Origin of the sequence: Chitinophaga sp. (genome assembly GCF_035538455.1) — a bacterium.
Classification (GTDB): Bacteria; Bacteroidota; Bacteroidia; order Chitinophagales; family Chitinophagaceae; genus Chitinophaga.
In genome coordinates this window covers 1-14534 of sequence record NZ_DATLKJ010000247.1, presented here as the reverse complement: position 1 = coordinate 14534, position 14534 = coordinate 1, and the positions used below count along the sequence as shown (strand labels likewise).

Genomic DNA, 14534 nt, shown 5'->3' with positions numbered 1-14534 from the left:
AATAACTACCAGTTCATAAAAATCCCCGGGAGTCAGGTACTGTTTCGCCAGATGCTGCAATTCTTCAGCAGAAATGGTTTTAACGGTATTGATATTATTGTAGAAATAATTTTCGTCGAGATCGTTCAGGATCAGGTTTTTCCAGCGCTGGATTACCTGGAAAGCGCCGTCGAGGTCGCCGAGGATGGAGCCGATCATATAGTTGCGTACCAGATCGAGTTCTTCTTTCGGGATTATTTCTTCCTGCAGTTTATGCAGTTCTTTGTAGATTTCTTCTATGGTAGCTTCACATACATCCCTGCCGGCTTCTGTCTGGATATTGATAGCGCTCAGCTGGCGGAAATTATAGAGTTGGGAATAGATACCGTAGGTGTATCCTTTGTCTTCCCTGATATTGTTCATCAGGCGTGATCCGAAATAACCACCCAGTATGGTATTGAGCACCTGCATTTTAGGGAAGTCGGGGTGATAACGGTTGGGGAAATGGCGGGCTACGCGCACGGCACCCTGAACACCGTTTTCGTCATTGAATATCCTGAACTTCTTTTCTTCGGCCGGCTGTATGGGCAATTCCGGTTTTATCAGGTTGCTGTCGCCATTCCATTGCGAGCTGCCGAAATACTGGTTCAGCAGGGCAATCATATTATCGGGCATATGTCCGGCTACAAAGATCTTGCAGTTGTTATAGGAGTAATGCTTCTGATAGAATGCCCGCAGTGTTTCTGTTTGCAGGGCATCATATGCCATCATGCTGCTTACGCGGCCATATGGGTGGAATTCTCCGAAGAGGTATTTATCGATGAAGCGGTTGGCTACGAAGTCACATTTCTGGAGGTTTACGGCGAGCTTCTGTTTGTTATTCTGTTTGTAGATCTGGAGCTCTTCTTCCGGGAAGACGGGGTCCAGTATTACTTCCTGTAGTACAGGCAGCAGGTTGGCTACGTGCCTGGTGAGGCAGTGCAGGGAGTAGGTGGCGTTCTCGTGATGAGCATTCCTGTTGAGGTATGCACCGTAGTAGTCAATGCTTTCGCTTATTTCCAGGGAAGAGTGTTTACTGCTGCCATTTCTTATGAGGAAGTTGGTAGCCAGTGCTTCCAGGCTTTCGCTTTCATACCAGGAGCCTGCGGGAAATACCATTTCCAGCTGGAGTGTATCCTGTTCGTCTGATTTGATGGCGTATACAGGAATACCGTTGTCCAGGGTGAATTTCTCGTAGGGCTTCAGTTTTATATCAAATTCCACTGCATCTTTAATGGAAGGAGGAATAGCTCTGTTCATGCGTTCTTTTTTATACCGGAATCTAATGATCAGTTTTCGGCGTAATAGTAAATAGTGTTGGAGTTCTTTTCATCGAAAAGCAGATTGGCTTCCCGCTGTACATCAGCGGAAGTAACGGCTTCATAATTTTCAAACTCTTTGTTCATTAACCCGGCGTCGCCGATCAGTTCGTAGAAAGCGAGGTTGTTGGCGCGATTGAGCAGGCTCATATCTTCAAATGCCAGCAGGCTTTCCACGCGGTTCTTTACTTTCTGCAGCTCTCTTTCGGAGATAATATCCTTTTGCAGTTTTTCCAGTTCCACCTGTATCGCTTTTTCTGCGTCTTTCATTTTAACGCCTTTTACCAGTTTACCTTCAATGGTAAGGAGACCGGCATCAAGGGTACCGAAGTGGTAGCAGTCGATATTGCTGAACAGCTTCTTTTCTTTCACCAGTACCTGGTGCAGCCTGGAAGAGGTACCGCCGCCGAGGATGTCGGTGATCAGGTCAGCGACATAGTAGCGTTTATCAGCACGGGGGTACATGTGGTAGCATTTATACAAGGCGTCCAGGGGAACGCTGGCTTTTACTTCCAGTTTGTGTGAAGTGGCTTGTACTGGTTCCATGGGCAGGTTGCGCTGGTATTTCTCGCCGGAAGGGATGTCGCCAAACCATTTTTCAGCAAGGGTTTTTACCTGTTCTACGGTAACATTCCCGGCAACGGAAAGGATGGCATTGGCGGGGCGGTAGAAGCGGAAGAAGAAGGCTTTTACATCATCCAGTTTTGCGTTTTCGATATGCGACAATTCCTTGCCGATGGTCATCCAGCGGTAGGGGTGCGTGCTGTAGGACAGCTCGCGCATTTTGTGCCATATATCGCCGTAAGGTTTGTTGATGTAATGTTCCTTAAACTCTTCGGAAACCACCTTGCGCTGTACATCCAGGCTCTTTTCACTGAATGCGAGCGATAGCATACGGTCGCTTTCCAGCCAGAAAGCTGTTTCTATATTTTCGGCTGGCAGCTGTATATAGTAGTTGGTAAGATCACTGGTGGTGTAGGCATTGTTCTCCCCACCAGCCATCTGCAACGGCTCATCATAGTCGGGGATGTTAACGGAACCGCCAAACATCAGGTGTTCAAACAGATGTGCAAAGCCCGTCTGCTCCGGGTTTTCATCCCTAGCGCCCACATCGTACAGCACATTTAGAACAGCCATTGGCGTGGTGTGGTCCTCGTGAACAACAACCCTGAGTCCATTGGCCAGCGTGAATTTATTATAGTGGATCATATTTACGTTTATTGGTTAAAGTAAGTAAAAAACCGCAAAACGCAAGTTAAAGGATAATTATGAATAGTGACGGGGGCCTATTCCAGGTATAATTCTTTTTTATTGTAGTTGATGGTAAGTGAAAACTGTTTCCATACTTCGTATCCGATAGAGCCGGCAATCTCTGTGAAGGCGCCCACATCGTCCACATCCTTACAGTAGCTGACAGGTACGTTTTTGATGCTGTGTCCACCCAGCTGAAGCTCAGACACATTGCTGTTGATGTAGTAAAGCAACCTTACCATGTCCCGCACCTGGTCTGTATTGATAGTTGGCAGCAGGGTGTTGAGTTTGTTTTTATCTACATAGGGCCAGTTGAACAGTATCCCATAATCACCGCCGGTGGTAATATGATAGTGTCCGGGGAGGGAGCGGCCATCGGGAAGTGTAATGGCGGCGTCTATCACGGGGGTGCTATAATTAAGCTGAAAGTGGAGCAGTCTGCCCGTATTGCCTATGGGCGTTTTGCCTTTACCGTAGAAGACCAGCTGTTGCTGCCGGTAGTCAATTTTGATGATATAGGTTTTAAGCAGCGCAACACCTATCACACCGTCTACCTGACCCAGGTTGTCGAGGTTTTCAAGGTAGGCGCCTACGTACGGAAGGCGCAGGTCTTTGATATAAATGGCGTTGAGTGTAATCACGGGTACTTTGATCATGGCGTTGTTGGTACCTGTCATGAAGGCGTCGCGGCTTTTGTTGAGACGCAGTTTGTCAGCTATTCGTGTATGCAGTACCGTTACCTCTGCACCGGTGTCGAATACGAATTGTAAAGTATCCGTGCTGCCGGAGAGCACCACGGGAATCACCATATGTTTATCCACATACCGGAACGGAATAACGGCTACCGGTTTTTTATTGTCCTGTTCTTCCGGAGCTGCGGCCTTTCTGCGCTGGGCATCAGCCGTTCCGGCGGTATAGCAAGCTATAATCAATACTGTCCCTAAAAAACGCCACATGCTTCCTTTAACGTTAAAGAATACTTTTTATTGGCAGTTTCTTGATCATGAGCTCCTGATCCCGCTGGATCAGGAGTACTGCCTTGGTACCTACATTCTTGAGAATATCGCGGAATAGCTGGAGGTTGGCTCCCAGGTAATTATTTACAGCTACGATAACGTCGCCTTTCTTAAATCCTGCTTTTTCCGCGGGAGAACCAGTTATAATATCTGTTACTTCCACCCTGCCATTGATCAGGTAGATGATCAGCCCTGTGTAGGAATAATCAAACATATCCTTGAAATGGGAATTGGGCAGCATATATATTTCCTTCTTACCGTAATTAAGAATAAGGTTAAATCTTCTCAGCAAATCATTGCCGATCATGCCGCCAAGAAAAGGATAAGCGGTAATGTTGCTTACGTCATCAAAAATATAGGTAGGTACATTCCGGAAGGAATAAGAGCCTATACGAAATTCCTGAATAGTGGTGAGCGACATCTGCATTTTACCGCCGAGGCCCTGGGCTTCCGTCTGTATGACTTTGCGGGCGCGCCGCTTGTTGCGGAAGATCGTGCTGTCTTTTACAAACTGGGTGGACAGCAGCAGACACATACCGGCGCCGGTATCAAAGTAATAACGGTTGGATATGGTATGGCGGTCATTTCTCAATGGCGCGGATATAAGCGGGATCTGTGTTAGTGAAGGCCGCAGCAACTGGCCACCTTTGGGATAGGTGAAGCGTCCTTTGGAGTAGATGAGTATCTCTTCGGTATCGTAGTCTACCACTACGATATACCTGCTGAGGAAACTGTAGCCCATGATGCCATCCACCTGGATACCGTACACCTGGCTGATCAGTTCATAGTCGTTGACGTGAAAGTCGAGGCTATCGATGGAGAGGCCGGGGAGCCTGAGTGTATTGCTCATGGCAAACGATACTTGTTTGGCGCCAGCCAGCCCCTTGACTATTTTGTCTGAGGGAGTGAGCTTGATGCCGAGCCTTACGCAGGTGCTGGTATCGAGGGATATACCGGCGCTGCCGGTATCGAGAATGAACTGCAGGGTGTCCGGGATCTCTCCGATCAGGCCCTGGATTACCACAACGCCTCCATAATATTGTTTGAAATGAAACCGTGTGATCAGTGTGGCATTGCCCGTACTATCTTTATTTGACGTGGACGTTACGGCGGACACTTGCTCGGAAAGGCAGACAGTTACTGCCAGCAACAGCAGAAAGCGAAACAGATTTGGTTTAGGCATACGTGAGATGCAGGGGTGCATGTATTTACATAAATTTAACGTTTAATACGATTCGTATAAAATATTTTTATTACGAACGGTTAATTCCTGATATACTACCTTTGTTTGGTTATTCAGGGAATGAAATTTAGCACATGAAACTTCAGGATCTATATCAAAAGGCACAGCAGTTCGGTTTTCTGACAGCAGAAGAGGGTGTATTCATGTTTGAGAATGCTCCGCTGGCGGAGCTGATGCACATTGCCAACGAACTAAGGAAACAACAGGTACCTCACGGAAAGGTCACTTGGCAGATCGACAGGAACGTAAACACGACCAACGTATGTACGGCCAACTGTAAGTTCTGTAACTTCTATCGCATCCCCGGTCATGCGGAGGCGTATATCACCGGTATTGAAGAGTACAAACGCAAGATAGAGGAGACGTTGAAGTACGGTGGTGATCAGCTGTTGTTGCAGGGCGGGCATCATCCTGAGCTGGGTCTCAGCTTTTACACGAACCTGTTCAGGCAGCTGAAGCAATTATATCCGACGCTGCGACTGCATACACTGGGCCCCCCGGAGGTAGCGCATATCACCAAGCTGGAGAAGAGTACGCATATTGAAGTGTTGAAAGCGCTTAAAGAAGCCGGTATGGATAGTTTGCCTGGCGCCGGCGCAGAGATCCTGAACGATCGCGTACGCAGGCTGATCTCAAAAGGAAAGTGTGGAGCGCAGGAGTGGCTGGATGTAATGAGGGCCGCACATAAGCTCAATATTGCGTCATCAGCAACCATGATGTTTGGCCACGTGGAAACAGTGATGGAGCGCTTTGAGCACCTGGCAGACATCAGGCAGGTACAAAGTGAAAAGCCGGAAGGTCATTACGGCTTCACCGCTTTCATCCCCTGGACCTTCCAGGATGTAGACACATTGCTGGCGAAGATCAGAGGCGTGCATAACATGACCACCGCTGAAGAATATATCCGCATGATCGCTATGAGCCGTATCATGCTGCCTAATATCAAGAACATACAGGCGTCCTGGCTTACTGTAGGAAAACAGGTAGCCCAGCTCTGTTTGCATGCAGGCGCGAACGACTTCGGTTCTATTATGATCGAAGAGAATGTGGTGAGTGCAGCAGGCGCGCCACATCGCTTTACCTATCGCTCTATGCAGGAAGCAATCAGGGAAGCGGGTTTTGAGCCACAGTTACGTACACAGCTGTACGAATTCAGGGAAGTACCTGCGGCGATTGAAGAGCAGGTGATTAACTATTAAAACGCCTATTTCAGGAATAAAAAGGACTAGCCTTTAGCATTCAGATTGTTTCGATCTGAATGCTAAAGGCTAGTCCTTTTTTGAAAGGAATGTTAAAATTGGAAGCCGCCTGTTACATATTGGCCTGTAGTACGTCTAACAGGAAAGAACCAATAAAAACAAAGGAGGGAACCATGAAAAAGCTGGGTTTATTAATAGCGGCGCTGGCAGTTATTGTTATGTCGGCCTGCACTAGTACCAAAGTAACTTCATCATGGAGGGCAAATGATGTACAACAGTTACAGAAAGACAAAAAAATAATGGTAATGGCACTGGTTCCTGAGAGAGACCGCTCACTGAGGAGCCTGATGGAAGACTTTACCGTGGCTGAATTGAGAAAGAAAGGGTATAATGCTGCTTCTGCCCTGCGGGAATACGGGCCTGCTGAATTTGGAAAAATGAGCGAGAAGCAGGTGTTGAGAAAGCTGCAAGGTAGTGATGTCAGCCAGGTAATGACTATTGTTATGCTGGACAGAGCACGTGAAAGGAACTATGTTCCCGGAACGATGTACCAGCCTTTCGGTTATTATGGATTCTGGCCTTATTACTCCGGCTGGTATTCGCGGATGTATTCTCCAGGATATTACACATACAATATGAAATATCAGTGGGAAGGCAACCTGTATGACCTAAACAGCGGGCAGCTGTTGTATTCTGTGCAGTCGCAATCATTTGACCCGCCTACAACAGAAAGGATGGCTGTATTATATGCACAGCAGGTAGTGAGGGATATGACGAAGCAACAATTGCTTGCAAAAAGATAAGCAGCAAAACAATCAATAGCTGATTTTTACCGATTACGGAGGCGCGGGCCGTGCGATGCATCGGAAATGCATTTCTCAGCCTGTTTCTCCGTAATTCTTTTTTTTGTATGTTTAGCCCTCTATATAAACCTAACTATGTTCGAAGTCCCTGTCAATAACGACATCTATCTCAGGCAGTTGCAGGTGCAGGATGCTCCGATGGTGTACAAACAGCTGGACCTCTCCCGTAAAAGTCTCCGTAAGTTTTTACCCTGGGTGGATTATAATACCAGTGAGGAACACAGTATCCGCTTTATACAGATGATGCAGCGAAAAGCTGAAGAACAGGAAGCCGTTGCGTTGGGTATCTGGTATCAGCACCAGCTTTGTGGCGTAATGGATCTTCATGGCTGGGATCATCAATTGCAGAAAGCGGAGATCGGATACTGGGTAGGCGAAGTTTTTCAGGGCAAAGGTATTGCCACTGCAGCCTGCAAGGCATTGATCACCTACGCATTCAAGAAGTTGAAACTGAATAAGATAGAGATCCGCTTTGTGTTACAGAACGAACGTAGCGGGCAAATCCCGATCAGGCTTGGATTTGCAAAAGAAGGTATCCTTCGCCATAATGCAAAGCTGCATGGCCAGTATGTAGACATGGTGGTTATGGGTGTGTTGCGCCAGGATTGGAAATATTGATATGCTCCTTGTTTCTCACCTTACTGTTTTTCCTGCTATAGCCATAATAAATAATCATTCCTATGGCCATCCAGATAATGAGCCGCAGCCAGGTATCAAGGGGAAGGAAGAGCATCATGGCCACACAGGAAAGTATGCCCATTACCGGAACAAAAGGCACCCAGGGCGTACGGAATACGCGCGGGGCGTCGGGCATAGCGTAGCGCATAATCCACACGCCGGCACATACGATGACAAAAGCCAGCAAAGTGCCGATACTGGTCATCTCTCCCACTACTTTGATCGGCACCAGTGCGGCAAATAAACTGATGAAGACACAGAACAAGATGTTGGATTTCCACGGCGTACGGAACCTGGGATGCAGATCTGAAAAGATCTTCGGCAGCAATCCGTCTTTCGACATTGCATAAAAGACCCTCGACTGCCCCCACAGATCTACCATGATTACAGAAGTATAGCCGATGATGATAGCCAGCATTACCATTTGCCCGAGCCATTTGTATGGTGTGTGTGCAATGGCGATGGCTACAGGTGCGCCGCTGTTCTTAAAGGCTGTATAGGGAGCAAGTCCTGTGAGCACATGTGCAAAGAGAATAAAGAGCACCGTACAGATGGCCAGCGAGCCGAGAATGCCAATGGGCATATTACGTTTCGGGTTTTTGGTTTCCTGTGCCGCGGTGCTTACAATATCAAATCCGAGTAAAACAAAGAACACCACACCAGCTCCTCTCAGAATGCCGGAAAGCCCGAAGTGGCCGAGTTCTCCTGTATTTGGCGGAATATAGGGGTGCAGATTATCCGGTTGTATATACTTCCACCCCAGCGCTATAAAAACCAGTACTACGCCTACCTTTAGCGACACTACCACTGCATTCCACAGGGCAGATCCTTTGGTCCCCCGCATCAGGATAAACGACATCAGGATTACTACGAGCGCAGCGGGAATATTACAAATACCCTGTATGACCGTACCGTCAGCGGCAACGATCTTTTCAAACGGCGAATGAACTAATCCGGGTGGAAGATAAATGTCATAGCCTGCGAGAAATTCCACCAGGTAATTGGACCAGCTGATGGCTACTGTGGCGGCACCTACTGAAAATTCCAGTACCAGGTCCCAACCGATGATCCAGGCAAATAACTCGCCCATTGTTGTGTAGGCGTAGGTATAAGCACTTCCGGCTACCGGGATCATGGAGGCAAATTCTGCGTAGCAGAGGCCCGCAAAGGCACAGCCAACGGCGGCTATCACGAAGGAGAGGGTCACTGCAGGACCAGCGTTATTGCCTGCAGCCAGCCCGGTAAGGGAAAACAGTCCGGCGCCAATGATTACGCCAAGACCCAGCATTACGAGCTGGAAGCCACTCAGCGTGCGTTTCAGGGTGTTGCTGCCTTCTTCTCCGGATTCCTGCAGCAGCCAGGTTAAAGGCTTTTTGTAGTACTTATTCATTCAGTGCTCAACAGTTAGGTAGTGCGAAATACAGGCTTAGGGAAAGGTGGTGGTGTCCCGGGCGCCTGTAGACCACTGGCGCCCGGTAATTATCAGATATCACAGATCTGAATAGCCTGATTCAGAGAGGCAATCTGATCTGCATGTGCGGGTACAAATTCCTGTGCAACATGACCTTTGAAGCCCGTTTCGTAGATGGCTTTCATGATGGCCGGGTAGTACAGTTCCTGTGTTTCGTCGATCTCATGACGACCGGGAACCCCGCCGGTATGATAGTGTGCTATATATTGGTGATGATCACGGATATTGCGGATTACGTCTCCCTCCATGATCTGCATGTGGTAAATGTCGTAGAGTAATTTGAAGTTGGGCGCGCCGATGGCTTTGCACAGCTCCACGCCCCAGGCGGTGTGATCGCATTGGTAATCATGGTGATCCACTTTGCTATTGAGTAGTTCCATTACCAGTGTCACTTTTTTCTTTTCTGCATAAGGGAGAATACGTTGCAGTCCTTTTTTGCAGTTTTCAATACCCTGTTCATCACTGAGGCCATTGCGGTTTCCGGAGAAGCAGATCAGGTTGGTGAATCCGGCTTTTGCGGTTTCATCGATGTAGTGTTTGAAGTATTCTTCCAGTTTGTCGTGGTGAGCGGGATTGTTGAATCCGCGCGTGATACCCCATTCCGGACCGTTGGTTGCTACCATTGCGCATATCAGATCATGCTGTTTCAGGATAGCGAAGTCTTTGGGGTCCACCAGATCGATGGAAGGTATCCCGATCTGTTTGGCGGCCTTGCAAAGGCTGTCCAGCGGGATATTGTAACACCAGGCGCATACGGAATGGTTGATTTTTCCTTTCAGCGCCTCTCCTACAGCCAGATCATGGGCTGATACCCTGTTTGCAAGGGATGTTAATGTGGTAGATGCCAGTGCCATAGTCGCTACTTTTTTGATCATTTCACGGCGTGAGTTTTCCTCGTGCATAAAATATAAAGGTTGCTTTTATCAGCGGATGAATTTAGATGAAATAAGGCGTAGTTGCAAGCCGCCTGGGCTGCCGGTTTTCAAAATTCAAGTGAATCTACGGAAATTATGTTTTCCGTACATCCCGTTATGCAGGAACTTCGTATATAATGTATCTTTGTAGTGATATTCTTTTTTTGGTAAGCAATTTGTTAAAGTACAGGAAAGCGGAGGTTGAAATGGAAAAAAAGTATACTCAAACCCCCAATTTATGGATCTGCATTCTGATGGACCTCATTGGTTGCGCTTCGTACGCAGTACCGGTTTTAGGTGAGGTCAGCGATGTTATCTGGGCACCCATTTCTGCGATTATTTTCTACCGCATGTTTGGCGGTTCGGTTGGCACCTTTGGTGGCGTCTTCAATTTCATCGAGGAGTTATTTCCCGGAACAGATTTCATCCCTACTTTTACCCTCACCTGGGTATTGAAGAAAGTGTGGATCGGCAGAAGAGCTGTATCCAGCATTTGACAATGATTATTGTGATGGGAGTGATTATGATGATGAGTGAAGAAAGAAGCGAAGTTCATTACAATAATCACATCCATCACAATAGCCATTATTAAAATCTTCCCGGCCTGAATTCCCTATTACCTCCTGCTCCTCTCGGGAAGCCCATTCTCATGCCTTTGTTGTCTCCCCGGGTATTTCCACCGAATTTATTCAGAAAGTAAGTAAAGCTTACCATGAAGTACTGTTGCAGCACATTGCTCTGCACGTCTTCGATGTAGTTATCGCTAACGTTGCGGGAGATGCTTACATACTGTTTCAGCAGGTCAAAGCCCTGGATCTTTATCAGCCCTTGTTTCTTAGGGAATACATACTTGGCGATATTGGCATTCCACATGGTAGACGTCAGGTTGTATCCTGTAGTGCGGCCTCTGTTCATCACACAGGTGATATCGCTGCCTGCCATGAAGCCCAGCGGCAGGTTAAGGTTGAAGTCCAGGTTGGCATTGTAATCCACGTAATTGGTGTTGGGGGTCTGTGCGAGCGTATACCTGGTAGCGTTATAGTTTACGCCTGCACCCACGGATACATCCAGCAGCTCTTTGTACATGTAGCTTACGCTTACAGACTGCGACAGTTGCAGGGAGTTGGTGTAGTTCAGCAGGCCATTGGTGATATTCACATCACGGCTGATAGTAACGCTGCTGCTGGTATTCAGGTTCTGCCCCGGTGTTTTTGACAGCGGGATGGAGTTGTGCAGCATACCGCGTACTGTATAGTAGCCATTTACGTTTACCGGGCGGCTGATCTGCTTTCCTGAACTGTCGAGCGTAGTGGAGTTGACGATCTTATTGACGCCGAAAGAGCCACTCAGCAGCGCAAACAACCCGCGAAAGGTAGTAAAGTTGAACTGGTTATAGTTGATGTTGAGTGTATTGTTGAAAGATGGCTTCAGGTCTGGGTTGCCCAGCTGGATGTACAGCGGGTTGCTGTTATCCGGTACGGGTTGCAGCTGCTGAACAGTAGGCTGTTGCGTGCTTCCGTTATAGTTTACGCGTAACCTTTTGTTCTTGGCGAAGGTGTAGTTGAATGATGCATTGGGTGAAAAGTTGATAGTATGCTGGCGGATGGTGCTATCTTTCTGTGTTCTGAAAGAATGCGTAACATTATCGAGATTGTTAAACAGTACATTCAGTCCGAAAGCATAGTCGTATTTCAGCTTTACCGTACGCAGCGACATGCCGGCCTGCTGGTTCAACGTACTGTTGCTGAAAGCGTTGCTCAATGAGTCGTTCAGCTTATCATAGGTGCCTTTATCATTGTTGAAATCGTAGGTGTACTTAGTACTGTTGCTATTGTATTTAGTGACACCGTAATTTACTTCAAGGTAGCGGTCTTTAAGTACCGGCTCCGTATAGGTCATATTTACACCCATGTTACGGCTGTCTGTATTGATCTCATTGCGCTGGTTGGTGATAACCGTATTCTGTGAGCCGTTGCGGTTGTAGTAGGTAATGTCTGACCGGTTGTAGTTCTGCTGGTCGTTGTTACTGTTATTGTAGTTAAAGTTGGCCGTTAAAGTGCGTCCGGCTTTCTTGAAACGCTTGCGGAACAGCAGACTGCCGCCATAACTCTGAGAATTACCGTGACCATCGTTGATAGTCGTGCCTTTGTTGACAGTATCTGTATTATTAAGCGAGCGGTAATCGCTGACAGAATAGCTGTTGCCATTGGTAAAAGACGCGGTGGGTGAGAATATCAGTGAATGAAGGGTATCAATCTGATATTCCACTCTCACGGATATACGATTATTGCTGTTGTCAGTGAGCGATTGAGAATTATTGTTGTTGTAATTGACGGTGTCTTTCAGGAACGTTTGCCTGGCACTTTTTTGTGTGGTATTTACTTTTGTATCGTTGAAGAAATAGCTGCCGCTTGCATTTAATTTTTTGCTGAAGTCCTGGCTGAAGTTAAGGCCGGTATTCCAGTTGCGGGTGATGCCTACATTGTTACCGCCACCGCCGCCGAGGCTGGCCGTCATCATGCGTCCTCCGCCTCCACCTCTTCCTCCGCCACCTCTTCCTCCACCGCCTGCGGAGCTGAAGCTCATCTGGTCTTGTGCGGTGTATCCCATGTTATTCACGTTATTGCCGCCGCCCAGCAGGGAGATTTGCTGGCCCTCCCGGAAACGGTTGAGGCTGAGGTTTGCGGTAAAGCGGTCGTCTGTGCCGTAGCCGGCAGTAGCCCGCCCGAAGATGCCTTTCTTTTTATCTTTCTTAATAACAATATTGATCGCCTTTTCTGTCTGCCCGTCATCGATCTGTGTGAACTGGGCCTGGTCAGATTTCTTATCGATTACCTGTACTTTGTCGATGATATTGGCGGGAAGGTTTTTGGTAGCGAGTTTGGGATCGTTGCCGAAGAATGGTTTACCATCTACCAGCACCTTGGTAACGGTTTCGCCATGAGCGGTGATGGCGCCATTCTTATCTACCGTTACACCGGGAAGTTTTTTCAGCAGGTCTTCCACTACAGCATTTTCGCGGGTCTTGAAGGCATCGGCATTGAACTCCAGGGTATCTTTCTTTACAACGATCGGCGGTTTCTCATCTACAATCTCTACCGTGTTCAGATTAACGCCTTTGTGTTCCATGGCGATATTGCCGAGTGTTATCAGCCTGTTGTTTTCATTTACCTGTAATGGTTTATTGACAGGCTTAAAACCCAGGAAGCTGATGTATAAACGGTATGCGCCATCTGCAATTCCGCTGATCTCGAAATTTCCTTTGTTGTCCGTTACTGCTGTGGTAGCCACGGAGGAGTCTTTTGCATGCAGCAGCACAATGGTTGCAGCAGGCATTGCTTCTTTGGTGGTCTGGTCTGTGAGTTGTCCTTTGATCTTTCCCTGCTGCGTCTGCGCCAGGGCAGTAAAAGCGCCAAAACATAGTATCAGCAAGAGTTGTAGAAGTATCTTCATATCTGGAAATCGGAGAATACAGGTAAGATAGGATGAATTTATTCAATTATTGTTGCCGTTTACGTAATTTCTCCATTTCCTGTCTTCTCACTTCTCTCATTTGTTCCTGGCTTATTTTCTCTGCACCGGCGGGAAGAACGAGACCTTCATCTGCAATGGGTTTGAGAGAAACGCTGGTGGCAGTATATGAGCGTTTACCGCCTTCAGCCCCGAGCACTACTGCGTTATTTACGGGTAGTAATCCGTTGATGGGTGAAAAGCTGAAAGGCAGGTCAGTGGTGTACCAAACAGTATAGGTGTCGTCTTTCAGCTGTACTGTAGCTTTTTTACAAGTGAATCCTGCTATCTTTTTAGTTTTATCGGAAGGCTTGCTGTCTGTAGCGATGATATAATCTTCTTCCGTATAGTAGGTCTTTTTATCCTCTCCGAAAGTGGAGAATACCTGCTGATATTTTTTGTTGGCGAGATCAATGTATTCTCCGTTATTGCCACGGAATCCCATTCTGCGGCCACCCTGTGCGGAGCTGTCGCGGGGAGGTCTTCTGTCGCCGCCAAAATTGGGGCGTTCCACGGTCAGTTTGCCATTGGTGGCATTGAAGGTGAAAGTAGACTTAAAAGTGATAATATCCGGGATGGGTGGGGCATCATCGCCGCCGCGCTGAAAGCTGCGCATGCGCTCCGGATCTGTTTTAGCAGTAACTTCATATTCGATGACGCCGGATTGCTGCGCCAGCAGTCGCTGGGTGAAAGGCAGCATGGAGGCTGTTATGCACAGGTAGCGGAAAAGACGATTCATAAGATTATATTTTTATACAAAAGTCTTTTTTCGCCCTGGTTTTTTGCGTTAAAAAGCATTATTTACTGTTATTTACTGTTAACGTGTTGTGCTATTAAAAAGCTAAAGCGTGTTTGATCTTAGAAATTTTTTGTCCGTTTTTGAAATTGATAAACTGGAGTAAGGAAGTTGATGACAGCTTGGAAGCTAATCTGGTAGCTAAACCGATGAATGATCTGGCGTAGTTCCGTCTAAGATTTAGATGGTCACACAGCTGTGCAAATACCGTTTCTACCATTTGCCGCTTCGATCTGTTTTTCTTCGGATATTTCCT

At 47.3% G+C, this 14534-nt stretch carries 12 protein-coding genes and 1 pseudogene; 4 read left to right on the top strand and 9 right to left on the bottom strand.

All coding sequences use genetic code 11. The annotated features are described in order from the left end of the window. The 4 genes from VM802_RS28970 to VM802_RS28955 all read right to left on the bottom strand — a co-directional run. On the bottom strand, positions 1 to 1278 hold a 1278-nt coding region (locus VM802_RS28970), incomplete at its 3' end, for a M16 family metallopeptidase (protein WP_325537394.1). A gap of 29 nt (positions 1279 to 1307) precedes the next feature. Beyond that, on the bottom strand, positions 1308 to 2546 hold the full coding sequence (locus tag VM802_RS28965) for a M16 family metallopeptidase (RefSeq protein ID WP_325537392.1): 1239 nt from the start codon (positions 2544 to 2546) through the stop codon (positions 1308 to 1310). A gap of 77 nt (positions 2547 to 2623) precedes the next feature. Further along, a complete protein-coding gene (locus tag VM802_RS28960; protein WP_325537390.1) occupies positions 2624 to 3544 on the bottom strand; it encodes a retropepsin-like aspartic protease in 921 nt (306 codons plus the stop codon). Between the two features lie 13 nt (positions 3545 to 3557). Then, entirely contained in the window at positions 3558 to 4787 is a 1230-nt protein-coding gene (locus VM802_RS28955; RefSeq protein ID WP_325537388.1) for an aspartyl protease family protein, read from the bottom strand. Positions 4788 to 4921: 134 nt separating this feature from the next. Here VM802_RS28955 and mqnC point away from each other — a divergent pair, with 134 nt between their 5' ends. The 3 genes from mqnC to VM802_RS28940 all read left to right on the top strand — a co-directional run bounded on the left by mqnC (position 4922) and on the right by VM802_RS28940 (position 7527). Then, positions 4922 to 6046: a cyclic dehypoxanthinyl futalosine synthase gene (gene mqnC, locus VM802_RS28950; protein WP_325537386.1), complete on the top strand. Its 1125-nt coding sequence runs from the start codon at positions 4922 to 4924 to the stop codon at positions 6044 to 6046. Positions 6047 to 6219: 173 nt separating this feature from the next. After that, positions 6220 to 6849, top strand: coding sequence for a hypothetical protein (locus tag VM802_RS28945; protein WP_325537384.1), 630 nt, complete (start codon positions 6220 to 6222; stop codon positions 6847 to 6849). 135 nt (positions 6850 to 6984) lie between these two features. Beyond that, positions 6985 to 7527, top strand: a complete 543-nt coding sequence (locus VM802_RS28940) for a GNAT family N-acetyltransferase (RefSeq protein WP_325537382.1) — start codon at positions 6985 to 6987, stop codon at positions 7525 to 7527. On the opposite strand, the gene VM802_RS28935 is transcribed toward VM802_RS28940, so the two are convergent. Then, entirely contained in the window at positions 7493 to 8977 is a 1485-nt protein-coding gene (locus tag VM802_RS28935) for an amino acid permease (protein ID WP_325537380.1), read from the bottom strand. The two genes, VM802_RS28940 and VM802_RS28935, sit on opposite strands and share 35 nt — an antisense overlap. Positions 8978 to 9069: 92 nt before the next feature. Beyond that, positions 9070 to 9960 carry a hydroxypyruvate isomerase family protein gene (locus tag VM802_RS28930; protein ID WP_325537378.1) on the bottom strand — a complete coding sequence of 297 codons (891 nt, stop codon included), beginning with the start codon at positions 9958 to 9960 and terminating at the stop codon, positions 9070 to 9072. Between the two features lie 218 nt (positions 9961 to 10178). Here VM802_RS28930 and VM802_RS28925 point away from each other — a divergent pair, with 218 nt between their 5' ends. Continuing rightward, positions 10179 to 10469 carry a hypothetical protein gene (locus VM802_RS28925; RefSeq protein WP_325537376.1) on the top strand — a complete coding sequence of 97 codons (291 nt, stop codon included), beginning with the start codon at positions 10179 to 10181 and terminating at the stop codon, positions 10467 to 10469. 91 nt (positions 10470 to 10560) lie between these two features. Here the strand turns inward: VM802_RS28925 and VM802_RS28920 are convergent, their stop codons facing one another. The 3 genes and pseudogenes from VM802_RS28920 to VM802_RS32490 all read right to left on the bottom strand — a co-directional run. Then, entirely contained in the window at positions 10561 to 13425 is a 2865-nt protein-coding gene (locus VM802_RS28920) for a TonB-dependent receptor (protein ID WP_325537374.1), read from the bottom strand. Positions 13426 to 13471: 46 nt separating this feature from the next. Beyond that, on the bottom strand, positions 13472 to 14221 hold the full coding sequence (locus VM802_RS28915) for a GLPGLI family protein (protein WP_325537372.1): 750 nt from the start codon (positions 14219 to 14221) through the stop codon (positions 13472 to 13474). Between the two features lie 94 nt (positions 14222 to 14315). Then, positions 14316 to 14534: pseudogene (locus VM802_RS32490) on the bottom strand (IS982 family transposase); the annotation flags it as partial.